Raw genomic sequence first — 21,844 nt, forward strand, 5'->3', positions numbered from 1 at the left:
CTTGGAAAATATGGAGGCTTTCAAAAGGGAGCCCCATTCTACTTATGGTATCATCCAGGAAAGGACGCCATTTTGCAAGAAAGTAATCACACAAACTAGCAGCAATAAGAATAAACTATGTTTGATCGTGAACCTCAATAATTCTGATTCCCTGCCAGCCAATCCAACGGCAGCACAAGCAATCGCTATCGATTGAGGTGAAATCATCTTCCCAGTGACCCCTCCAGATGAGTTCGCCGCAAGCGCCAGGACCGGTTCCATCCCCACTTTAAGAGCCGTTACTTTTTGAAGACTGCCGAATAGGAGATTAGCTGATGTATCCGACCCGGTTATAAACACACCCAGCCAGCCGAGAACTGGTGCGAAGAACGGAAACAAATCCCCAGATTTTGCAAGAGTCATCCCGAGTGTAGTCGACATGCCGGAAGCATTCGTCACGTAGGCAAAAGCCACCACGGAAGAAATCATCAGGATCGGTTTTGCCAACTCTTTCATCGCTTCGGCAAATGTGTTAAAAAAGGCTTTTGCAGACATATGTGCAATGAACTTTGTGACGATTGCAGCCAATAAAATGGCCGTTCCCGCTGCTCCAAGCAGTTCTATTTTATAGAAAGCGGCAATCGGCAATCCATTGCTTCCTATTATCTCGTTATGCAGACCTGGCACTTCGATTTGGAAGGTTAATAGTTTCCCGATTTCATTGATTCCGCCAAGCAGCACATTGCTGCCTTCATAATGACCGGAGAGCGCCGGCTTTATTGGGTTCATCCCCCATATTGTTATGAAAAGCGTTAACAAAAGGAAGGGGGACCAAGCATGAAATATCTGCATTTTCGTGTACGTAGTTTCGGCTTCGGCCCTATCATCCAATGGTTCGACTGCTGCTGCTGTTTCCTCGGAAGCAAAACGAAAGATCGTTTTAGGTTTCCAAAATTTAAGAAAAATCGCTAATGCAAATAGTGACACTAACGCAGAGAGGATATCCGGTAACTCTGGCCCAAGGAAATTTGAACTTAAGTACTGGGTAATGGCAAAGGAAAATCCGGAAACCAAAATGGCTGGCAGAACTTCGAGTGACCTTTTCCACCCTGTCATTATCAAAATGAGATAAAGAGGAATGAAGGCCGAAAGGAATGGCAATTGACGGCCAACCATTTTTGATATCTCCATCGCGGCGATGCCAGTAGGGCCTTCCATGGCGATGATCGGTATGCCAACCGCCCCGAATGCTACCGGCGCGGTGTTCGCGATCAAACAAATCCCGGCTGCATAAAGCGGGTTAAAACCTAGACCAACCAAAAGCGCGGCTGAAATGGCAACCGGTGCACCAAATCCCGCGGCACCCTCCAAAAAGGCCCCGAAAGAAAAGGCGACCAATAATGCCTGAAGGCGGCGGTCTTCGGTAAGTGAAAGCACCGAAGAACGAATAATATTGAATTGTCCGCTTTTGACAGTCATTTTGTACAAAAAAACCGAAGTGATGATTATCCAGCCGATTGGGAGCAGCCCGTAAATTGCTCCTTGTGAAGCAGACATCACTGCCGTCCCTGCAGGCATTCCATATAGTAATATAGCCACTGCAAGAGCTACAAGCAAAGTCGTTAGACCTGCAATATAGCCTTTCATCCGTTTGATGGTAAGGGCCCAGAAAAAGTAAAGAATTGGGATGAGTGCGACAAGAGAAGATAAAACTAAATTATCGGTGATCGGCGTAAAGTTTTGTGTCCATGTCATTCATTTTCGACTCCATTTTCTATAAATTTTTTAAAATTTCAGAAATCTGACTCGGGGTGAAAACCCTTACATATCCAAATATTCTAAGACATCAGATGACTTGATGAGTATTCATTAAAATTAAATGATTAAAAATATAAAATCAAGATTTTTTTTTTATTTTTTGTGATTTTTCCCCTTCAAGAAGTGTGAATGATCATTTGTGTTATATAATATTAACCAGAGAAACTCAAAGAAAATAGAGGTGCTAGTACTTGGTATATAAAAAAATAAAACCGAAAAAAATTTATGAAGAAGTCAGCGATGAACTTTATGAAATGATTCGGTCCGGTAGCCTGAAACCAGGTGAACAATTGGATTCCATTCAACAGCTTGCGGAAAATTTCCAAGTCGGGCGTCCGGCCATCCGTGAAGCATTAAGTGCGTTAAGTTCAATGGGCCTCATTGAAATCAAACAAGGGGAAGGAACATTCGTTAAAACATTCGACCCGACTATCATGAACCATCCCTTGTCTGCTGCCCTTTTGATGGATCAAGACAATATCAAGCATTTGCTGGAAGTTCGGAAGATTCTTGAGTCCGGTACGGCAGAAGTGGCTGCAAAGAAAAGGACGGAAGAAAACCTTAGCGAACTCAAGGAAAAGCTTTCTGATATGGAAAAGGTATCGGACGATGAAGAACTGAGTGACAAAGCGGACATAGCCTTCCATGTTGCAGTGGCAAACGCTTCCCAAAATGAGCTGCTGATTACATTGATGAACCACCTCTCTGAATTAATGACGGAAAAAATGGGTGATATCAGGCGGATTGCGCTATATTCTGAAGAAATGACACTTAAACAGCTTTACCAGCAGCATGCCCTGATATATGATGCGATAGTGGAACAAGATGAAGCTAGAGCCCGCAATGCCATGCTGTTTCACCTTCAAAGTGTAGAGGAATCACTGGATAGGGTCATCCAAAAAAATCAGCAATAGAATAATTGATCTTTCTTTAATTTTCAAAAAACTCTATACAAACAAAGATAAAATTGATATATTATTTTGAAAATGATTTCTTCATTTAAAATTCTTGGAAATTGGTATATTAGCCATTTCCTTTTTCCATTTTTTAGTCATCAGATGACCTGTTAACTTAAATAAAAAAAGGAGGAGTTCAGATTGAAAGTGACTCTCTTTGCAACATGTTTAGTTGATTTATTTCAATCCAATGTCGGGAAGGCAACAGTGGAGCTACTTGAAAGATTAGGCTGCGAGATTGATTTCCCGGAATCCCAGATATGCTGTGGACAGCCGGCATATAATAGCGGGTATACGAAAGATTCGAAGGAAGCTATGAAAAAGATGATTAATACGTTTGCGCATGCTGAATATATCGTAACTCCTTCCGGTTCCTGTGCAGCGATGTTCAAAGAATACCCGGTTCTATTCAAAGGCGATGCCGAATGGGAAAAGAAGGCAGCCTCATTGGCGGAAAAAACCTATGAATTGACCCAATTCATCGTAGATGTCTTAAAAGTAACCGACGTTGGAGCAACCCTTAAGGGGAAGGCAACTTATCATACTTCGTGCCATATGACACGGCTGCTTAAAGTGAAAGAAGCCCCTGCCATCTTGTTAAGTCATGTTAAAGGCCTGGAAATGACACCTCTTCCAGATGCTCAAAACTGCTGTGGGTTCGGTGGAACGTTTTCAGTTAAGATGGGTGATATATCCGGACAAATGGTGGAGGAGAAAGTTTGCAATATTGAAGATACCGGAGCCGATTTTTTAATTGGCGGGGATGCGGGGTGCTTGATGAATATCGGCGGACGTATCCAAAGGAAGGGGCAGCCGGTTAAAGTGCTTCATATTGCGGAAGTCCTGAATAGTATTTAAGAAAGGCGAGGAGGGAAAAAATTATGGCTATGAAAACAAGCTCTGCCAAGTTTAAAGACCGGGTGGATGAAGGAATACAAAATGATTTTATGCGCTTGGCCGTATCGAGTGCCCAAGAACGATTACACGGACGGCGTCTGACCGCCGTTGATGAATTGGGAAGCTGGGAAGATTGGCGTTCCCTTGGGCAGGAAATCCGCCAGCATGTCCTTAGCAACCTTGATTTTTATTTGCACCAGCTTGCAGAAAACGTTTCGAAAAGGGGCGGTCATGTCTTTTTCGCTGAAACGGCTGAAGAAGCAAGCGGATACATCAAGGATGTCATTATCAAAAAGAAGGCTAAAAAGGTCGTGAAATCCAAATCGATGGTCACGGAAGAAATCAATTTGAATGCAACCCTAGAGGCTGTTGGCCTTGATGTTGTTGAAACCGACCTTGGTGAATACATATTACAAGTGGATGATCATGATCCCCCTTCCCATATCGTCGCACCTGCTCTCCATAAAAATAAAGAACAAATACGGGATGTCTTTAAAGAGAAGCTTGCATATACGCAAACGGAAAAGCCGGAAGAGCTTACCGCCCATGTCCGGGGCGTTCTCCGTAAAGATTTCTTAAGCGCCGATGTAGGCATTACCGGCTGTAATTTTGCGATTGCGGACACGGGCTCGATCGGGTTGGTTACGAACGAAGGAAACGCCGATTTGGTCACAGCCCTTCCAAAAACACAAATTACCGTGATGGGAATGGAACGGCTTGTCCCTACTTTCGATGAATTCGAGGTCCTAGTCAGTTTATTGACCAGAAGCGCTGTCGGTCAAAGATTAACCAGCTACATCACTACACTTACCGGTCCACGTGATGAAGGTGATGTCGACGGACCTGAGGAATTCCACCTTGTGATCGTAGATAATGGACGTTCCTCCATTTTAGGAACCGAGTTTCAATCCGTCCTTCAATGCATTCGCTGTGCTGCCTGTATTAATGTATGCCCGGTCTATCGCCAGGTTGGCGGCCATTCATACGGTTCTATTTATCCGGGTCCCATCGGTGCCGTGCTTTCTCCCTTGCTCGGAGGATATGATGATTTTAAGGAGCTTCCATATGCCTCGACTCTTTGTGCAGCCTGTACAGATGCCTGTCCGGTAAAAATCCCTCTGCACGATTTATTAAGAAAGCATCGTGAGGTAATCGTCGAAAAGGAAAAAATGGCTCCATTATCAGAAAAGATCGCCATGAAAGCCTTCGGAATCGGTGCAGCCTCTCCCATGCTTTATAAGTTCGGTTCCAAAATAGCCCCATCAGCGATGTCTCCTTTTAAAACGGGGGATATCATCTCAAAAGGACCGGGACCACTCAAAACGTGGACGGAAAGCCGCGAGTTCCCTGCTCCAGGCAAAGAAAGCTTTCGGGACTGGTTCAAAAATCGTGAAAAAGGAGGGAAACCATCATGAATGGAACCATCCATAATGAAGGGACGTTTTTAAATAAGATTGCCCAAAACCTGGGAAGAGCTCCGATAACGGAAGGAATCTCCGTTCCCGTATGGAAGCACGCCCCCCAAAAAGAGGTTTTGAAACATGCGACACAAAATGATCTTGTCGAGGAATTGCAGGAGCAAAGCAAACGGGTACATACACAGTTTCACCTCACCGACTCCAAGCAAGTGGTGCAGTGTTTAAAACAGGTGATTGAGGAGCTTGGAAATGGACCCTTGATCATCCCGAAGGACGATCGATTTTCTGACTATGGCTTGGCGGATACCTTAAAGGAAAAAGGTGTCCATATATGGGATCATCAGGCAGGGCAAAAAAATATCGAGAAAGCTGAAAGTGCTAACATCGGAATCACATTCAGTGAAATGACACTGGCAGAATCAGCGACGGTCGTCTTGTTCAGCAGCAAGGATCATGGCCGTTCCATCAGCTTCCTTCCCTCCTGCCATGTTTCCATCATCCCCAAAAGCACCATCGTTCCGCGAATGACCCAGGCTGCAGCGGCCATTCGTTCAAAAGTCACTCGAGGTGAATTGGTTCCTTCCTGCATTAATTTCATAACAGGACCAAGCAATTCTGCCGATATCGAAATGGATCTTGTCGTTGGCGTCCACGGCCCTATACAAGCGGTTTATATAGTCGTCGAAGATAAGTAAATAGGTGAAAAAGAAAATGGAGAGGTCCCTTTGGGGCCTCTCCATTTATATCTTTCACGGCATTACTCGTAAATGATACGATCAACGGCTTCACGGTCTAGACGTTTGATCACTTCGACAATGAGCTTTACAGCATTCTCATAATCATCCCGGTGAAGCATTGCGGCATGTGAATGAATGTAACGGGTAGCAATTGTGATTGCGAGTGCAGGTACTCCATTTGCCGTTAAATGGATGGAGCCGGCATCCGTCCCACCACCTGGAATCGATTCATATTGATAAGGAATGTTCATTTCATCAGCCGTGTCGGTAACGAAATCCCGTAAGCCCTTATGCGCTACCATCGATGCATCGTATATTACGATTTGCGGACCCTCACCCATTTTACTCATCGCTTCTTTATCGGTTACCCCTGGTGTATCACCAGCTATGCCGACATCGACGGCGAAACCGATATCCGGCTGAATTTTGAATGTCGATGTTTTAGACCCTCGCAGCCCCACCTCTTCTTGCACCGCGCCGATTCCATAAACGACATTAGGATGGTCGCAATCTTTCAACTGTTTAAGGACATCAATGGCGATTGCACAGCCAATTCGATTATCCCAGGCTTTGGCAAGCAGCATCTTTTCATTATTCATGACCGTAAATTCGAAATATGGCACAACCATATCTCCTGGCTTGACGCCCCATTCTTTCACTTCTTCTTTGCTTGTCGCACCAATATCAATAAACATATCCTTAATATCAATCGGCTTTTTCCTGGCATCGGCTGACAGGATATGTGGCGGCTTGGAACCGATAATGCCTGTTACATCCCCTTTACTCGTAACGATCGTCACGCGTTGGGCAAGCATTACCTGTGACCACCAGCCTCCTACAGGCTGAAAACGCAGAAATCCTTTATCATCAATTTGCGTGATCATGAAACCGACTTCGTCCATATGCCCAGTAACGACGATTTTCGGACCATTCACATCACCCGTTTTCATGGCAATCAAACTACCCAAGCCATCTGTCGATATTTCATCCGCAAAAGGTGTTATGTATTCAGTCATCACTTTTCTTACTTCACTTTCATTTCCTGCAATGCCTTTAGCATCCGTTAAGTCACGAAGCATTCTTAACGTTTCATCTAATTGAGCCATGCGATTACCTCCCTTTTAATTACATCACAAGAATAATTATACAAAATAAAGGTTATATAAACAATCAGTAGCCTTGCTTTTGCCGTTCGTAGTTCACTTCATTTTTACTTACGTATGCTTTTTCCACATCCTCTGCAGAAAATCCGAGCAATTCACCTAAATGTAAATACTCAGTAAAAACCTTTTGAAATGATGACTCTGTCAATTGTGTGCGAAACTCACTGATGTACCCGTAAATCGCAGTAAATTGAGCCGTCAAATCCACCTGATCAATTTTGAGGGCAGAAGGTACCTCTGGAACAAATCCCTGTTCAATCCCTAGTGACAAAATGAAATGTATCCCATCCACGTATTCAGCCAAAATCGTTTCTTTCTCCGAAGGGCCTTTAAGGCTCCAGAATTTAAAACATCTCGTTTCATTAGCAAGCTCCCCAAGCTCCACTAAAAGAGCAAGTATCTTCCTTTCGATCAAGTTTTCAGCAGCCAAATCATGCTTAGTTTGTATATGCTCATCTAAAGCCGCCTGCATGTCCATCAATTTAACTATGTTCATTTTTCATCACTACTTTCTATCGTCTTCCTTAAATTATATCAAATAAATGAAACTTATTAAAAACCCATACGTAAATGAAGGGAATCACTCTGTTTAAGGGAGGTAGCTCCATGGTATTGATCATCCGGTTCATTATTTTGGCTCTCATCATCTTCTTAATATATACGGTCATCAAATACCTATTAAATCCGAAAAGAAAATTAGAGCTGGCACATGAACAGAAAAAGTTCTTTCTGCTGGACGATACAGCGAACATACGCAAGAATTTTTTATTGACGTACAATGGGGTGATGTTTGAAGGGGAAAAGTATTTAGGGACGACGGAACGCTCCTTCGAGGTCATCTCCATCTTCATGTGGCCTAAAAAAGTGGCCGGCTTGAAAGGCTTGAAGCGAAATGACTTTTTAAAAATCGAGGCAGCCATCAAAAAACAATATCCGGATGCCGTTATTGATTGGAAAAGCCCGATTAAGGAATTTTTGGAAGAATGATAAACATTGGACATTATGAAGGGCCTTGAGAGAAATGAACTCAAGGCCCTAATTTAATCATGTGATCGGAAAAATTCCTTCCACGGAACGACCGTCTGCTTCTCTCTCAATAAATATAGCAATACGGTTAATGATAATAAAATAATGACAATCAGAGTTGGACTGAAATCTGCAATATAGTGGCCAAAAACCGTGTATACGAATGCTACAGGGATATTAGTCATGAAGGATAAATAAAAATAATTTTTCAATCCCTTATTGGATTCCAATAAGCAAAGCGATAACAGGTAAAAGTGGATGAACGGTATTAGCCTCAGGACTGCAATTTGCCGGCTGTTTAATTTTCGGTTTCCAAACAGCTTATTCTTAAGCCGCAGTAACTTATCCTTTGTTTTTGGAAATTTGCCTATTACGAAATAAAAGACCATACTGGACAAGGTCAAACCGATTATCGAATAGATGGTTCCAAAAGCTGCCCCGAATAAAACGCCGCCAGACATGCAAACCACAATGACAGGAATGAATAAAAATTGCCGTAATAAATGAAACGTGATAAAAATCAAAGGTGCAAACACGCTGCCGGATTGAACGTAGCTCATCACAAGTGTCAGTTTATCATTCATGCTCTCCCTCCAGCTACTCTTTGCTGCTTTTACAAGCATATACATTATACCGGCTTCATATGACTATTGAATGAATATCTTGATGAATAAGCCTAATTGAATCACCATCAATATAGGCAGCCCCCACTTAAAAGCGGCATGCTTCGTCTTATGGCGGAAATGCCTCATCCCGAAAAAGGACCCTGTCCCTCCGCCTATGACTGCCCAAAACCAAAGTGTCTTTTCACTGATCCGGTACTCCCGATTTCGCGCTTTCCTTTTGTCGACCCCCATTATGGCAAACCCGATGATGTTTGTGAAGATCATATAAGCAACAACGATCCATACACCTTGCATCCTCATTCCCTCCTTTAAATATGTAAAAAGCCACCCTCTTGAAAAGAGAGTGGCTGATATCAGTCAGACTTATTTGTCTAATTGTTGTTTAGCAGCAGTTGCTAATTGAGCAAAAGCTTGTTCGTCAGCAACAGCAAGATCTGCAAGCATTTTGCGGTTCACTTCGATACCAGCAAGCTTTAGACCATGCATTAAACGGCTATAAGAAAGACCGTTGATGCGTGCTGCAGCGTTGATACGAGTGATCCAAAGTTTGCGGAAATCACGTTTTTTCTGACGACGGTCACGGAAAGCATAGTTTCCTGACTTCATTACTTGTTGGTTAGCTACTTTGAAAAGAATATGTTTCGCGCCATAGTAACCTTTAGCTAATTTTATTACCTTTTTACGACGTTTGCGAGTAACAGTACCGCCTTTTACACGTGGCATGTTATTTCCCTCCTATTTAACTCGATAAATCGAACTTATTTAATGTTGTCTAACATATGACGAATACGTTTGAAGTCACCTTTGCTTACAAGGCTAGCTTTGCGAAGCTTACGCTTTTGCTTAGTAGATTTGTTAGCAAATAAATGGCTTGTGTAAGCGTTCGAACGCTTAAGTTTGCCGGATCCAGTCTTTTTGAAACGTTTAGCAGATCCGCGGTGAGTTTTCATTTTAGGCATAAGGTATTCCTCCTCATTACAAATTACTTTACAATTACTTTTCGTTTTTCGGTGCTAAGATAATGAACATGCTGCGCCCGTCCATTTTTGGGTGTTGCTCGATTGTAGCCACTTCTTTACATGCTTCAGAAAAACGAACGAGTACACGTTGACCAATTTCCTTATGTGTAATGGCACGTCCTTTGAATCGGATAGAAGCTTTTACTTTATCGCCTTTTTCAAGGAATTTAATACCGTTGCGAAGCTTCGTATTGAAATCATGTTCTTCAATCGTCGGGCTCAAACGAACCTCTTTCAGACTGATGACTTTTTGATTTTTACGTGCTTCCTTGTCTTTCTTTTGCTGCTCGAAGCGGTGTTTTCCGTAGTCCATGATCCGGGCTACCGGAGGCTTTGCATTTGCAGCAACTAAAACTAGATCAAGATTTACACGAGCGGCAATTTCCAATGCTTCGAATTTCGTTTTAATTCCAAGTTGTTCTCCGTTTTGGTCAATAAGACGAACTTCACGGGCTCGGATGCCCTCGTTTACCATCGCGTCTTTACTAATAGTTAGCCACCTCCAAAGATATTGGCGAATACGAATATTTGAATCAATTCGGTCACGCTCACAACTCGCTTACAGGATATAATCATAATAAAAAAGTGTGGATGCATGCTGCACCCACACTGATAGACTCATTCAGAAAGATCCAAATAATCAAATCATGACCTGTTAACTGCATTGCTTGCGTCAACCAGGTGAGAAGCGGGTGCTTCTTCTTTTCCTCAAACACGTATTCAATTCACTTTAGAAATATATCATAAACACTGATGACTTGTCAAATGCTAAATTTATTCGTTTTTCACAACAAAATTAATATTATCAGACATTCTGTATTTTGACAATACGTTTTTTTAAAGTAATTTGGACAATAAATATTCATCATGATACTTCCCATCAAAAAACAGAGATTCGCGCTTTATTCCTTCTTGTTCAAAGCCCATCTTTCGATATAAGGATAGCGCAGGGGCGTTGTTTGCAATCACGGACAATGCCAAGCGCCGTATTTCGTTTGTCCGTGCATGCTCCTCCATTTTCTGAAATAACTTCGTACCGATGCCTTTTCCTCTGTCCTGCTCATTGATGCCGATGACGATTTTGGCTGAATGCCTCGTTCGGCTCATTTGATTGCCCAATAAGATTAGGTAACCATTCAACTCATGGCCGCTAGCAGCAACGAGGAAAACAGAAAGGGGATTTTTTTCGATTTGCTCCATTTGCTTCTCCATTTGTTTCCCCGTCGCTTTTCTTTCTCCAGGGTTGAACAGCATATACCCGGAATCTTCAACATGATTGAATAGAGCTGCCAATTTACTTGCATCTTGCTTTGAAGCCTTACGAATTTCCACTTCTCCCCATTCCCCCTTTGGCCCACGCCATATTGAACCGATTCTCCATTGTTAAGAATTGTCTTTGGCCTTTTTCTTTTTCTCAATGGTATCCCAAGAAAAAAGGACTATCCAAAAAAACAGGACCGGGACAATCGCATATTGTCGATACTCATCCATTAGCAATAAGATGAGGATGGCAAGGAATGTTGGCCCGAATAGATAAGAAAACTTCTTCTTCATGCTGACCCTCCTTTTCATTGTTGTACATTCATTCACATGTTGATTTCATTTTATCATGACTTAATTAAAAGAGGGACACAACGACTTGTGCCCCTCTTTTGCTATTAGCGGCTTACTTCCGCTTTAATCGCTGAAACAAAATCTTCAAAAGCGATCGTTTCCGATTTTTGTTCACCGTATTTACGTACGTTCACACTGCCTTCGTTAACTTCATTGTCACCAACAACCAGCATGTATGGAATTTTTTGCATTTGCGCTTCACGGATTTTATAACCAATTTTCTCGTCACGTGTATCCAAATCGACGCGAATGCCTTGCGCTTTAAGCTTTTCTTGCACTTCTTTCGCATAATCCAAGTGTACTCCCGGTGAGACAGGAATCACTTGTGCTTGGATAGGTGCAAGCCACGTCGGGAATGCCCCCTTGTATTCTTCGATCAAGTATGCAACGAAACGTTCCATTGTGGAAACGACTCCGCGGTGGATGACAACCGGACGGTGTTGCTTGCCGTCTTCACCAACATAATTAAGATCAAAGCGTTCAGGAAGCAAGAAATCAAGCTGAACAGTGGAAAGCGTTTCGTCTTTGCCTAAAGCCGTACGCACTTGAACGTCAAGCTTAGGACCGTAGAATGCGGCTTCACCTTCTGCTTCAAAGTAATCCAGACCAAGTTCATCCATTGCTTCTTTTAACATGCTTTGTGCTTTTTCCCACATGGCATCATCATCGAAATATTTTTCAGTATCTTGCGGATCACGATAAGACAGACGGAATGAATAATCATTAATATCGAAATCTTTATATACTTCCAGAACCAAGTTCACAACACGCTTAAACTCTTCTTTGATTTGATCTGGACGAACGAATATGTGAGCATCATTCAATGTCATCCCACGTACACGCTGAAGGCCGGAAAGGGCACCTGACATTTCATAGCGGTGCATCAAGCCAAGTTCGGCAATCCGGATCGGCAGTTCACGGTAGCTGTGGATACTGTTTTTATATACCATCATGTGATGCGGACAGTTCATCGGACGCAATACAAGCTGTTCGTTTTCCATCTCCATGACTGGGAACATGTCGTCCTGGTAGTGATCCCAGTGTCCGGATGTTTTATAAAGGTCCACGCTTCCCATTACAGGTGTGTAGACATGGTCATAGCCCAGACGTTCTTCCTTATCAACGATATACCGTTCGATAGTCCGGCGAATGGTCGCGCCTTTTGGTAGCCACATCGGCAACCCTTGACCCACTTTTTGTGCGCTCATGAACAAGTTCAATTCTTTACCGATTTTACGGTGGTCACGTTCCTTGGCTTCTTCTAGGAAACGCAGGTGTTCGGCTAAATCTTCTTTTTTATAGAAAGCCGTTCCGTAGATACGCTGAAGCATTTTGTTTTTGCTATCGCCTCTCCAGTATGCACCGGCGATGCTCAATAGCTTGAATTCTTTGATTTTCCCAGTTGATGGAACGTGAATGCCACGACAAAGGTCAAAGAATTCCCCTTGCTCATAAAGCGTTACTTGCTGATCGGCAGGAATCGCATCGATCAACTCGAGTTTATACTCGTCGCCTATTTCTTTAAAACGGGATATGGCTTCATCACGACTGACTTCAATGCGGGAAATTTCCAAGTTTTCGTTGACGATTTTCTTCATTTCCTTTTCAATCAATGGAAGGTCTTCGGGAGTCAATGATTCCTCTAGATCTATATCGTAGTAAAAACCGCCTTCGATGACTGGACCAACACCGAATTTTGCGTTTTTGTACAAGCGTTTGATGGCTTGTGCCATTAAGTGGGCAGTACTGTGACGTAACACTTCAAGCGCATCCGCAGTATCCTGTGTAACGATTTCTATAGTACCGTTTTCTTCAATCGGGCGTTTCAAATCATATAGTTCACCATTGAATTTTCCAGCAATGGATTTTTTTCTTAAACCAGGACTGATGGATGCAGCGATGTCTTCAGTTGTTGTGCCTTTAGCAAACTCCTTAACCGCTCCGTCAGGAAAAGATATTTTCAGTAATTCAGACATTCAATTCCACTCCCTCTTATTGATAAAAAAATATTCTTGCAGGTATCCGATTCCATTACAACACAAAAAGCCCGCCCCTGTATAAAAACAGGGACGAGCTTAGTCATAAATGTCATTTACCCGCGGTTCCACCCTCGTTCCATCTTGCTTTTCAAGGCAAAATGGCACTTGTAACTTGGTAACGGCAGCTTCCCGTCAGCTCATATTCGCAAATTGATTGCTTTCCGAGCCGAAGTTTAAAGGTGGTAAGTGCTCCATGCGAATAGGAAGCTTTCAGCCTGATGGCTCCCCTCTCTGATAAACGGCAACTAGAATACCCTTGTCCTCATCATAACTTTTTGTTTTTTAATAGTATGTAGGAAATTATAATTTGTTATACGGTGAAAATCAAGGTTAATTTTCTCTTTTCCAAAAAAGTTCATTCGAATGACTTCGAGAATGACGAAAGCGGCAGGACGGTCGCCCGCTCTTCGAAAATTCTTGCGATGGTTTGAATTAGTCCCTCGTCCCTGTCGTCTGTATAGATACACAAGTTTTCAGGAGCAATCGATAGCAGTGGGGCAAGTATCACTGTATCGAGAAAAAGTGAACTTTTGGCAAGAAGACTCCTGTCGATCAAACTATTAATTTTTGGTCGGTCAAGCTTGCTGTATTCCTGATCATAGAAATGAAAACCGTCGTTGTTGACAAGGTGAAGCTTCCTTAATTTCGACTCCTGCCCATGAAGGCAATCGCGGAGAGTAGCTATGAAATTTTGATAGTCCTGCTCCAACTTATATTCATCGATGGCCTTAATAACATACTTTTCCAAGGAATGCTGGAATGACTTTAAACGGAAGGTCGTAAAAGAATCGAATGAAAAAGATACCTGTCCCTCCAAAATGCTTTGAAGGCCGACCTCAATTGATCGTTTCTCCGTACTGAATGCCTTCTCCTCATTCTTGGCCCTTTCCCCTTCAATGATTGATGAAGCAATCTCAAGGATGGCTTCAATTTCTTCCCGTTCTCTATAGAAAAATTTACCAACTATTATTTGTTCAAGAATCGGAAGCGTCTTTTCTTCCAATAAAAATGAATGAAAGGCATCACGTAGCAGGATTAGCCATTTATCACCTGAAGACTTCGTCATATCCACATGCATACCTTGTTGCGGAAGAAATTGAATGTATGGTCGAAATTCTGCCCCTAGTGGATGGACAGAAACGAAATTCAGTAATTTCAAAGCCTCAGAATCATTATGAAACAAAATTTGCACTACGACATCCCCCCTTCCCCCTTGCTTCTTTTTTCATGTATATGGGGATGCGGACGTGTTTAGAAGTAGGATGGGCCTTGTATTAAGAAAAAAGTGATCTCTATTTAGAGACCACTTTTCTTTTACCTTCTCCGGTTTACTCCATCCAGCTTGACCGGCTCCGCTAAATATTGAATTCTTTCCAATACCCTGGCAGCCTTCACTTCTTCCTTCTCACCACGCTGTGAAAAAGTTAAGTGATTCTCCAGGCCATTCAAGTCAAAGTTCGAAGTGAAAAACGTCGGCAGGTTTTCCAGCATCCTAAATTGTAAAATCGGACCAAAAACCTCATCGCGCCCCCAGCTCGTCATCGACTCTGCCCCAATATCATCCAACATGAGGACAGGTGCCGTCTTCACCATCTCAATTTTTTCATTGACCGTATTATCACCTATCGATCCCTTAAGTTCCCTTAGGTAGTCAGGTACATAGACAATAAGAGAGGAAATTTGCCTTTCAGCAAGTTCATTGGCAATAGCACCTAATAAATACGTTTTTCCAACTCCGAACTTCCCATATATATATAAGCCTTTTTGCCTTTCGCCTGGCTCATACTCCATAATGAACGACATCGCCTTACTTAATACACCCAAGCGTTTGTTTTCATCATCCGTTTGTGTAAAATCTTCGATCGTCGCCTTTAAAATATCCTTCGGCACATAAAGGCTGCGGATCAATTTTTCCCGTTTCCGCTTTTCATCCTCTGCCAATTTCCGCGGACAGATTTCATAATGCAGATTCAGGGCTTTCCCCTGAACGACCAATTTGGGATAATAACCATGCATCATATTGATGCAGCCATCCAAGCTGGGACATTTATCACACTTATTGCTTTGTGAAGTGAATTCATAAAGTTTTCCTAAGTTTTTATCAATCATTTCATTCGTGACAGTCGAACTGTTGGCATTTAAAAACAACCGCACCTGTTCGTCTTCAAAAATCTCCTGTTTTAGCTTTTCATAACGCTCTTGAAATTGGTTTGTATTGGCCAATTTATTAAGGGAACTATTAATCTTTTCCATCGTTCATTTCACCTCCTGCTTTCCACTGCTTCCATTTTTCCTGGAGATCACGTTTCTGGGCATTCAATTCAGGCTGATCCGTATTCTGCTCCTGTTGTACTTCTTCCTTTTTCTCAAGCCACTCCGGAACCACTTCTTCCCGAATCGCCTTTTTTCGGCCGCCCTTAGCAACATTCCTGCTCCCTTGAGCCCAGTCTTGATATTTCCTGTGTTCATTTTTAGCTAATTCCATCGCTTCGATGACGGTGGAAACCTTCAGCCGTGCCCAATGACCTGCCAGCTTTTCCACATAGCCCTTCGTGAATTTCATATCCGTTTTGAGCATGACATATTCAATTAAGACATTGACGACACCTGGATTCAGCTTTTGATTGATCATTACGCCTTCCACCACTTTCAAATCACCGCTTGATGGTTCTGCACCGCCTGACAATTGCATCAACCGCTCCCGTGGAGAAATCGTCTCCAAATGACGGATCAGCTCTTGTTCCTGCGTTTTCGGTTCTTCTTTTTGTGTCCGTTCACGAATCGGCTGCACACGATTGACAAGGGAGGGCATATCTGCCTGCCGTTCGATTTGATACCAATCCCTTGCTGCCTTTCTGAGGTTCTCCTCATCGATCTCATCATCCAATGAAACGGCATCCATTACTAGTTTTTGCATTTCAAGCGGATCAATGCCATATAAAAAGGCAAGTTTGGCGATCGTACTTTTTATTTTCGGTGTAAAGGCCTTTTTCGGTACGATCGAGGATTTCATCCCGGCAAATAAAAGGTCAAAATCAAATAAGCTGTCAAATCCCGATGGCTCGACTCCATCCGTCCGCTCGATGTATTGCTGTTTTGGCATCGGTTTCCATTCATTTTTCGCTTCATCCGTTACATATAATGAGTCCAAATGATCGGAGGAGAATACCTCCGCAAAAGATTTAGTCACACTCTCATATTGATCCGGTTCAATATGATCATCACAAAAGAATCTCTTTAACCGGTTGAAATGTGCTTTACCAATCTTTTTATATAAGTAGACATTCAGCATTCCATCCGTGAAAAACTGCTGGGGGGACAACGGCGGGTTCAACTCATAGATAAATTCCTTCGTATCATTTTTCGATTTCTTGTATACATTCAACAAACCGATTCCCTCAAGTAAAAGGCGTGCTTCGTAAATATCACCTAGCTTAAGGCCGATGGTATTCATTAATTGATAATGCGAGGAGGTTTCCGACCATAGCCTGTTTTCCTCCAACTCACTCCATAACGTCATGTATAGGCTCATACAGATAGGTCCAATAAGAGGTTGATATAGTCGGGTCAGTATTTTCCGATCATAATCATGAAGCAGCCCCGCAGATGAGACCATGTATGAATCCGCTGGGAGCAATTCTTGCCAATGCATTGACATCTCCATTCAAACCTTTCAAAAGATGTAGTGAAAAAAGAGCCAAAGTAAATCTTCAGCTCTACTTTCTTTCTTTATTTATTAAATCTTTCAATTCATCGATAAAGACATTAATATCTTTGAATTGACGATAGACGGATGCGAATCTAACATAGGCAACCTCATCGACTTCTGCCAGCTTGTCCATCACCATTTCGCCGACATTGTCGCTTTTCACTTCCGCTATGCCCTGGTTGCGCAGTTCTTTTTCTACATAACTGGTAATTTGTTCTAGTTCTTTCAAGGGAACCGGACGTTTTTCACAAGCCCTGATTAAGCCACGCAGGATTTTATCACGACTGAACTCTTCCCGTGTCCCGCCTTTTTTCACTACAATGAGTGGTGTTTCCTCCACCTTTTCGAATGTCGTGAATCGAAAACCACATGCCTCACATTCACGGCGTCGTCGAATCGATTTACTTTCATCGACTGGCCTGGAATCGAGCACTCTTGTTCCATTATATTGACATGATGGGCATTTCATCATTATCAGCTCCGTATTTTATGTAGGACTCCCCTATCTAAATGTTCCCCAAGGAATTACTTTTCTATCTTAATCTTATATTAAAAGGAACGGCCAGTACAAGTAAAAAGTGTAACTTCCAGCAGCAGGCACTTTTGATCAAGCAGCTGAAGTCCGTCATCAAAGTCTTGTGCTCTTTTGGCACGTACCATTAATATTAAGAAGGTTGCCGATTCATGGCATTAAAAAAGAGATGCACCCATGGCATCTCTGTGTATACGTGTTTTTTATAGGGCACTTATATTGGCTTTTTTCATTTGTACAGGACCTAATCCACGTGGCAACTCCATGTTTTCACGCGTTTGCGCATTCAAAGCATCTGCAATATAATTTGCCGCAATATTCGGATCCAAGTTACCGCATGTATAGACATCAATGCTGGCATAGCCGTGTTCTGGAAAACTGTGAATCGTTAAATGTGATTCAGAAATGATGACAACCCCACTAACTCCTTGTGGAGCAAACTTGTGAAAGGCAACTTCGCGTACCTCTGCACCTGATTTCAAAGCAGCATCAACAAAAATCTTTTCAATCAAATCGATATTGTTCAGTTTTTCAAAGTCACAACCCCAAAGTTCAGAAATGACATGTCTACCCATTGTTTCCATAGTGTAAGCTGTTTCCATATTAAGCTTCCCCCTTACCATGATTTAAAAATAAGTTCTGATAACTACCACGGGGGAAAGTTAGTCCAAAGAGGTCCTAACCCTTTAAGTAGCCATCATGCAAACCGCTTTTGAAGAAGTTCACGATTCATAGTATATATGGTTTGAATTTTTTTTGCAACTCCAAATTGAATTTTTAGAAAGATAAACTTTATATGTAATAGGGATATAGCAAAGGTTCCCATGTAGAGCAAATTCTGTTTTCGTGTTTATTCAGTACCATAGAGTGGCCAGAAATTGATTAATCACTGAATTAAAAATAGCCCGCTAAAAAAACTTAGCAGGCTCGTTTTTTTTTTTATTATTTTACTGATAACTCGACTTCGGAAGTTCTTTTCAACTCGGACGCAACTAATTTCACAAGGTCCACTACCCGGTTGGAGTAACCCCACTCATTATCATACCAAGCCAGGACTTTCACTTTCCTGTCACCAATCATCATCGTCGTTAAACCATCAATGATGGCAGAGTGAGGATTCGTTTTGAAATCACTGGAAACTAAAGGTTCCATCGTGAATTCCATGATTCCTTTTAGTTCATTTTCTGAAGCGTCGATGAACGCTTGGTTCACTTCTTCAATCGTGACATCCTGGTTTAAATCCACAACAAGATCGACTAGAGATACGTTAGGTGTCGGTACGCGTAACGCCATTCCGTGAAGCTTGCCTTTTAATTGAGGCAACACCAAGGAGATGGCTTTTGCAGCTCCTGTAGTCGTAGGAATGATGCTTTCCGCAGCGGCACGGGCACGTCTTAAGTCTTTGTGCGGGTTATCGATATTATTTTGATCATTTGTATAAGAATGGATCGTTGTCATTAAACCGTTGTTTATGCCGAATTTTTCATCAAGGACTTTTGCAACAGGTCCAAGACAGTTAGTTGTACAAGATGCATTGGATATGACAAAATGCTTGTCAATTTCCAGCACTTCCTGATTGACGCCCATTACAATGGTAACGTCTTCATTTTTACCCGGTGCCGATAAAATCACCCTTTTTGCCCCTGCTTCTAAATGAAGAGCCGCTTTAGAACGATCATTGAATTTTCCAGTAGCTTCAATTACAATATCTATGTTCATCTCTTTCCAAGGCAATTGCTTTGGATCGCGGTTATTTATTAGTTGTACTCGGCGGCCATTCACTACTAGTGAATCATCTTCCGCTATAATGATACCGTCGAATTTACCATGTATCGTATCATACTTTAGTAAGTGGGCTAAAGTTTCAGCAGGATAGCTTGCATTAATGGCAACAATGTCCAAACTCTCATCTAATATGGCCTTTCGGAAAACCATTCTTCCAATTCTCCCAAATCCGTTAATCGCTATTCTTGAATTCATTGTTCGGACCCTCCTGAAAATATTAATGTTATACTTATTACCTCTCATATGTAATTAGTATAACATAATTAAGTTGAATTGTGCTAATAAAAATGCGGATTACACTTATTTTTTCAACATAAAAGGAAGAAACCTGGAGGTTTCTTCCTTTTATGACACCTATATGACATGCCATTCGCTAAGTATGGCCTTCACTTGCTTCTTCGTTTCGGTAAGGTCCCCGTTATTATCGATGACGGCATCCGCCAAAGCCTTTTTATCAGCTAAGGGCATTTGCGAATGAATTCTGGCGAGAGCATCCGTCTCCGATAGGCCATTCCTGTTCATCAAGCGTTCCAATTGAACTCGCTCATCTACATATATCAGAAGTGTTTTTTCCACCATGTATGTTAGCTTACTTTCGAATAGGAGCGGAATATCCATGAATACCGTTTCTTCACCAGCTGCAAGCGCCGCTTCCGTTTTGAGGCGCATCCACTTTCTGACGGCTGGATGCACGATGCCATTCAAAAGCAATCTTTTTTCCTGATCATGAAAGATTATCGACCCTAACTTTACGCGATCGATAGTCCCATCCGTCAATAAAATATCTTCTCCAAACGTTTTCACCACTTGATGATACGCTTCTTCATCTGGCTCAACGACAGCACGGGAAGCCAGATCTGCATCTACGATTGTGAATCCGAGTTCTTGTAAATAGAGGCTGACACTGCTTTTCCCGCTAGCGATGCCCCCAGTGATTCCGATGATTTGTCCCATAAGCTCCCCCTTTTAAATCAATTAACATAACTTGAATAAGCCGATAAAAATTAAAAGTACACCTGGAAGAAAGGTCAACTGCTGGACAATTTTATTATTTGAAAGCAATTTCCCGCTTTGGAGTCCGCTCCATATGAAGATTGAACTCATAACAGCGATGCATCCAGCGAGGATGATTGGCGATATTCCGATCATGGCCGCTCCAACCCCGGCCCCGAACGCATCCAGCGATAGCGCAAACCCAAGCACAAGCGCTTCAACACCTGTGATCGTACCTGATTTATCAAAATCGGCATTCAATGGTTTTTGCAAAATATTGATGACTACCCCAAGTGATTTTATTTCAAAATTAAAGATGATTTTTTCATGATATCTATCTTCATTCAGTTCTTTGTCAGGCTTAAAATACTGGTATACCATCCAGGCACCAAGAATAATGAGAATGATGCCCCCCGTTTTTTCAGCCGCCCCGATAGATATGAGCTGACTGATGAATTGTCCGATGACCATCGCTATGCCCAAACTCAATGCAGAACAAAAAGAGATGACTGCTATTGACTTTAAGGGGATTTTCATCTTCCGCATACCGAATGTCAAACCTACGCCAAATCCGTCAATACTAACTGCAAAAGCAAGAAAAATAATTTGTAGCCACATCGGAATATTACTCCTTCCATCTCGTTGCTACCCTAGTATATGGAAGGAGCCCATCCGATGTGTTTGAAAAAACATTAGCTCATGTACGGCTGGCATAATGGGCAAATATGTGTACCGCGTCCTGCAACAACTAGCTTTTCCAGTGGCGTTCCGCATGTTTTACAGTTCTCGCCTTTTCGTCCATAAACATTCAGTTCTAACTGAAACATGCCGATTTGTCCTTGAGAGTTGACGTATGAACGAATCGTACTTCCTCCTTTTTCCACCGCTTCACCTAATGTTGTAATGATTTCTGCATGCAACTTTTTGATTTCTTCCATTGAGAGTGAAGAAGCTATCCTTTCCGGATGGATACCAGCACGGAATAACGACTCGTCCACATATATATTTCCAATTCCAACGACAACCGTTTGATCCAGGAGAACTGGCTTGATTTTTCTGTTGGTTCTTGCCAACTTCGCACTGAGCCCCTCGACTGTAAAATCTTCAGATAGCGGTTCAGGCCCTAAATGAAGCAGCGGCAACCTCTCAAATTCTTCCCCTTTAGCAAATAGGTGCATCGTACCGAATTTCCGAACATCGCGGTATCGAAGTTCACTGCCGTCCGTGAAAGTGAAAATCACATGGGTATGCTTATCAAACGGCTCTTCTTTTGGATGCACCCCGTATTTTCCCTCCATCCTTAAATGAGAAACCATCGAATAATCATCCAAGGTGAAAATGAGGAACTTGCCCCGACGCCCTATACTCTGAATCGTCTGCCCTCTTAGAGCATCCTGGAACTGTTCGACAGGCTCAGGGGCTTTAATGATTTTTGGCCAGAAGACGGACACTTCCTTGATCTCTTTTCCGATTACTAGCTGCTCTAATGTTCTTCTGACTGTTTCCACTTCTGGAAGTTCTGGCATTACAATC

General features: G+C 42.4%; 25 protein-coding genes and 1 other annotated feature. Of the genes, 5 read left to right on the forward strand and 20 right to left on the reverse strand.

The window, feature by feature from the left end; all coding sequences use genetic code 11:
* Positions 1-42: 42 nt before the first annotated feature.
* Positions 43-1,734 carry an L-lactate permease gene (locus ACFWE9_RS07825; protein WP_230154779.1) on the reverse strand — a complete coding sequence of 564 codons (1,692 nt, stop codon included), beginning with the start codon at positions 1,732-1,734 and terminating at the stop codon, positions 43-45.
* A 254-nt stretch (positions 1,735-1,988) separates the two neighbouring features.
* Between ACFWE9_RS07825 and ACFWE9_RS07830 the strand changes: the two genes are divergently transcribed.
* The 4 genes from ACFWE9_RS07830 (at position 1,989) to ACFWE9_RS07845 (ending at position 5,763) form a co-directional block, all read left to right on the forward strand.
* Positions 1,989-2,711, forward strand: a complete 723-nt coding sequence (locus ACFWE9_RS07830; protein ID WP_377356334.1) for a FadR/GntR family transcriptional regulator — start codon at positions 1,989-1,991, stop codon at positions 2,709-2,711.
* 183 nt (positions 2,712-2,894) lie between these two features.
* Complete coding sequence (locus ACFWE9_RS07835) at positions 2,895-3,611, forward strand: (Fe-S)-binding protein (RefSeq protein ID WP_230154777.1); 717 nt, start codon at positions 2,895-2,897, stop codon at positions 3,609-3,611.
* A 23-nt stretch (positions 3,612-3,634) separates the two neighbouring features.
* Positions 3,635-5,065 carry a LutB/LldF family L-lactate oxidation iron-sulfur protein gene (locus ACFWE9_RS07840; protein ID WP_377356337.1) on the forward strand — a complete coding sequence of 477 codons (1,431 nt, stop codon included), beginning with the start codon at positions 3,635-3,637 and terminating at the stop codon, positions 5,063-5,065.
* Positions 5,059-5,763, forward strand: a complete 705-nt coding sequence (locus tag ACFWE9_RS07845; RefSeq protein WP_230155350.1) for a LutC/YkgG family protein — start codon at positions 5,059-5,061, stop codon at positions 5,761-5,763. The genes ACFWE9_RS07840 and ACFWE9_RS07845 overlap by 7 nt, the downstream gene beginning before the upstream one ends.
* A gap of 62 nt (positions 5,764-5,825) precedes the next feature.
* Here the strand turns inward: ACFWE9_RS07845 and ACFWE9_RS07850 are convergent, their stop codons facing one another.
* The gene (locus ACFWE9_RS07850) at positions 5,826-6,911 is read right to left on the reverse strand and encodes a M42 family metallopeptidase (RefSeq protein WP_230154769.1); all 1,086 of its coding nucleotides are present in this window, start codon (positions 6,909-6,911) and stop codon (positions 5,826-5,828) included.
* A gap of 64 nt (positions 6,912-6,975) precedes the next feature.
* Complete coding sequence (locus ACFWE9_RS07855; protein WP_230154767.1) at positions 6,976-7,464, reverse strand: dUTP diphosphatase; 489 nt, start codon at positions 7,462-7,464, stop codon at positions 6,976-6,978.
* Between the two features lie 110 nt (positions 7,465-7,574).
* On the opposite strand from ACFWE9_RS07855, the gene ACFWE9_RS07860 reads away from it, so the two are divergent.
* The gene (locus tag ACFWE9_RS07860) at positions 7,575-7,955 is read left to right on the forward strand and encodes a sigma-w pathway protein ysdB (protein WP_230154765.1); all 381 of its coding nucleotides are present in this window, start codon (positions 7,575-7,577) and stop codon (positions 7,953-7,955) included.
* A gap of 53 nt (positions 7,956-8,008) precedes the next feature.
* On the opposite strand, the gene ACFWE9_RS07865 is transcribed toward ACFWE9_RS07860, so the two are convergent.
* The 17 genes from ACFWE9_RS07865 to mutM all read right to left on the reverse strand — a co-directional run bounded on the left by ACFWE9_RS07865 (position 8,009) and on the right by mutM (position 21,837).
* Positions 8,009-8,578, reverse strand: coding sequence for a TVP38/TMEM64 family protein (locus tag ACFWE9_RS07865; protein WP_230154764.1), 570 nt, complete (start codon positions 8,576-8,578; stop codon positions 8,009-8,011).
* A gap of 63 nt (positions 8,579-8,641) precedes the next feature.
* Positions 8,642-8,914 (reverse strand): DUF1294 domain-containing protein, encoded by a 273-nt coding sequence (locus ACFWE9_RS07870; protein WP_230154763.1) that lies wholly within the window; start codon positions 8,912-8,914, stop codon positions 8,642-8,644.
* A gap of 69 nt (positions 8,915-8,983) precedes the next feature.
* Complete coding sequence (rplT, locus tag ACFWE9_RS07875; protein ID WP_034309067.1) at positions 8,984-9,343, reverse strand: 50S ribosomal protein L20; 360 nt, start codon at positions 9,341-9,343, stop codon at positions 8,984-8,986.
* 35 nt (positions 9,344-9,378) lie between these two features.
* Positions 9,379-9,579: a 50S ribosomal protein L35 gene (rpmI, locus tag ACFWE9_RS07880; RefSeq protein WP_034309070.1), complete on the reverse strand. Its 201-nt coding sequence runs from the start codon at positions 9,577-9,579 to the stop codon at positions 9,379-9,381.
* Between the two features lie 34 nt (positions 9,580-9,613).
* The gene (gene infC, locus ACFWE9_RS07885; RefSeq protein ID WP_034309072.1) at positions 9,614-10,114 is read right to left on the reverse strand and encodes a translation initiation factor IF-3; all 501 of its coding nucleotides are present in this window, start codon (positions 10,112-10,114) and stop codon (positions 9,614-9,616) included.
* Between the two features lie 98 nt (positions 10,115-10,212).
* Positions 10,213-10,349: a sequence feature (ribosomal protein L20 leader region), on the reverse strand.
* A 127-nt stretch (positions 10,350-10,476) separates the two neighbouring features.
* A complete protein-coding gene (locus tag ACFWE9_RS07890) occupies positions 10,477-10,971 on the reverse strand; it encodes a GNAT family N-acetyltransferase (RefSeq protein ID WP_230154762.1) in 495 nt (164 codons plus the stop codon).
* A gap of 51 nt (positions 10,972-11,022) precedes the next feature.
* Entirely contained in the window at positions 11,023-11,193 is a 171-nt protein-coding gene (locus ACFWE9_RS07895) for a hypothetical protein (RefSeq protein ID WP_230154754.1), read from the reverse strand.
* A gap of 104 nt (positions 11,194-11,297) precedes the next feature.
* Positions 11,298-13,229: a threonine--tRNA ligase gene (thrS, locus tag ACFWE9_RS07900; RefSeq protein ID WP_230154752.1), complete on the reverse strand. Its 1,932-nt coding sequence runs from the start codon at positions 13,227-13,229 to the stop codon at positions 11,298-11,300.
* Positions 13,230-13,647: 418 nt separating this feature from the next.
* On the reverse strand, positions 13,648-14,484 hold the full coding sequence (gene ytxC, locus ACFWE9_RS07905) for a sporulation protein YtxC (RefSeq protein WP_230154751.1): 837 nt from the start codon (positions 14,482-14,484) through the stop codon (positions 13,648-13,650).
* 122 nt (positions 14,485-14,606) lie between these two features.
* Positions 14,607-15,545 carry a primosomal protein DnaI gene (gene dnaI / locus ACFWE9_RS07910; protein ID WP_230154750.1) on the reverse strand — a complete coding sequence of 313 codons (939 nt, stop codon included), beginning with the start codon at positions 15,543-15,545 and terminating at the stop codon, positions 14,607-14,609.
* Complete coding sequence (locus ACFWE9_RS07915; RefSeq protein WP_230154749.1) at positions 15,532-16,944, reverse strand: replication initiation and membrane attachment family protein; 1,413 nt, start codon at positions 16,942-16,944, stop codon at positions 15,532-15,534. Before ACFWE9_RS07915 ends, dnaI begins: the two co-directional genes overlap by 14 nt.
* Positions 16,945-17,008: 64 nt before the next feature.
* Positions 17,009-17,470 (reverse strand): transcriptional regulator NrdR, encoded by a 462-nt coding sequence (gene nrdR / locus ACFWE9_RS07920; RefSeq protein ID WP_053347258.1) that lies wholly within the window; start codon positions 17,468-17,470, stop codon positions 17,009-17,011.
* A 266-nt stretch (positions 17,471-17,736) separates the two neighbouring features.
* Positions 17,737-18,117 carry an adenosylmethionine decarboxylase gene (speD, locus tag ACFWE9_RS07925; protein WP_230155349.1) on the reverse strand — a complete coding sequence of 127 codons (381 nt, stop codon included), beginning with the start codon at positions 18,115-18,117 and terminating at the stop codon, positions 17,737-17,739.
* Positions 18,118-18,475: 358 nt separating this feature from the next.
* Positions 18,476-19,513, reverse strand: a complete 1,038-nt coding sequence (locus ACFWE9_RS07930) for a glyceraldehyde-3-phosphate dehydrogenase (RefSeq protein ID WP_230154748.1) — start codon at positions 19,511-19,513, stop codon at positions 18,476-18,478.
* Between the two features lie 159 nt (positions 19,514-19,672).
* On the reverse strand, positions 19,673-20,272 hold the full coding sequence (gene coaE / locus ACFWE9_RS07935; RefSeq protein ID WP_377356341.1) for a dephospho-CoA kinase: 600 nt from the start codon (positions 20,270-20,272) through the stop codon (positions 19,673-19,675).
* Between the two features lie 21 nt (positions 20,273-20,293).
* The gene (gene ytaF, locus ACFWE9_RS07940) at positions 20,294-20,929 is read right to left on the reverse strand and encodes a sporulation membrane protein YtaF (RefSeq protein ID WP_377356343.1); all 636 of its coding nucleotides are present in this window, start codon (positions 20,927-20,929) and stop codon (positions 20,294-20,296) included.
* Between the two features lie 74 nt (positions 20,930-21,003).
* Entirely contained in the window at positions 21,004-21,837 is an 834-nt protein-coding gene (mutM, locus tag ACFWE9_RS07945) for a DNA-formamidopyrimidine glycosylase (RefSeq protein ID WP_230154744.1), read from the reverse strand.
* Positions 21,838-21,844: the final 7 nt, after the last annotated feature.

The organism is Peribacillus sp. NPDC060253 (assembly GCF_042727425.1).
Lineage (GTDB): Bacteria > Bacillota > Bacilli > Bacillales > DSM-1321 > Peribacillus.

What these genes read in the sequence shown, in the direction of transcription:
- ACFWE9_RS07825 (WP_230154779.1), bottom strand. Translation starts at nt 1,734, where the DNA reads ATGACATGGACACAAAACTTTACGCCGATCACCGATAATTTAGTTTTA.
- ACFWE9_RS07840 (WP_377356337.1), top strand. Translation starts at nt 3,635, where the DNA reads ATGGCTATGAAAACAAGCTCTGCCAAGTTTAAAGACCGGGTGGATGAA.
- ACFWE9_RS07850 (WP_230154769.1), bottom strand. Translation starts at nt 6,911, where the DNA reads ATGGCTCAATTAGATGAAACGTTAAGAATGCTTCGTGACTTAACGGAT.
- ACFWE9_RS07855 (WP_230154767.1), bottom strand. Translation starts at nt 7,464, where the DNA reads ATGAACATAGTTAAATTGATGGACATGCAGGCGGCTTTAGATGAGCAT.
- ACFWE9_RS07860 (WP_230154765.1), top strand. Translation starts at nt 7,575, where the DNA reads ATGGTATTGATCATCCGGTTCATTATTTTGGCTCTCATCATCTTCTTA.
- ACFWE9_RS07865 (WP_230154764.1), bottom strand. Translation starts at nt 8,578, where the DNA reads ATGAATGATAAACTGACACTTGTGATGAGCTACGTTCAATCCGGCAGC.
- ACFWE9_RS07870 (WP_230154763.1), bottom strand. Translation starts at nt 8,914, where the DNA reads ATGCAAGGTGTATGGATCGTTGTTGCTTATATGATCTTCACAAACATC.
- rplT (WP_034309067.1), bottom strand. Translation starts at nt 9,343, where the DNA reads ATGCCACGTGTAAAAGGCGGTACTGTTACTCGCAAACGTCGTAAAAAG.
- rpmI (WP_034309070.1), bottom strand. Translation starts at nt 9,579, where the DNA reads ATGCCTAAAATGAAAACTCACCGCGGATCTGCTAAACGTTTCAAAAAG.
- infC (WP_034309072.1), bottom strand. Translation starts at nt 10,114, where the DNA reads ATGGTAAACGAGGGCATCCGAGCCCGTGAAGTTCGTCTTATTGACCAA.
- ACFWE9_RS07895 (WP_230154754.1), bottom strand. Translation starts at nt 11,193, where the DNA reads ATGAAGAAGAAGTTTTCTTATCTATTCGGGCCAACATTCCTTGCCATC.
- thrS (WP_230154752.1), bottom strand. Translation starts at nt 13,229, where the DNA reads ATGTCTGAATTACTGAAAATATCTTTTCCTGACGGAGCGGTTAAGGAG.
- dnaI (WP_230154750.1), bottom strand. Translation starts at nt 15,545, where the DNA reads ATGGAAAAGATTAATAGTTCCCTTAATAAATTGGCCAATACAAACCAA.
- ACFWE9_RS07915 (WP_230154749.1), bottom strand. Translation starts at nt 16,944, where the DNA reads ATGCATTGGCAAGAATTGCTCCCAGCGGATTCATACATGGTCTCATCT.
- nrdR (WP_053347258.1), bottom strand. Translation starts at nt 17,470, where the DNA reads ATGAAATGCCCATCATGTCAATATAATGGAACAAGAGTGCTCGATTCC.
- speD (WP_230155349.1), bottom strand. Translation starts at nt 18,117, where the DNA reads ATGGAAACAATGGGTAGACATGTCATTTCTGAACTTTGGGGTTGTGAC.
- ACFWE9_RS07930 (WP_230154748.1), bottom strand. Translation starts at nt 19,513, where the DNA reads ATGAATTCAAGAATAGCGATTAACGGATTTGGGAGAATTGGAAGAATG.
- coaE (WP_377356341.1), bottom strand. Translation starts at nt 20,272, where the DNA reads ATGGGACAAATCATCGGAATCACTGGGGGCATCGCTAGCGGGAAAAGC.
- ytaF (WP_377356343.1), bottom strand. Translation starts at nt 20,929, where the DNA reads ATGTGGCTACAAATTATTTTTCTTGCTTTTGCAGTTAGTATTGACGGA.
- mutM (WP_230154744.1), bottom strand. Translation starts at nt 21,837, where the DNA reads ATGCCAGAACTTCCAGAAGTGGAAACAGTCAGAAGAACATTAGAGCAG.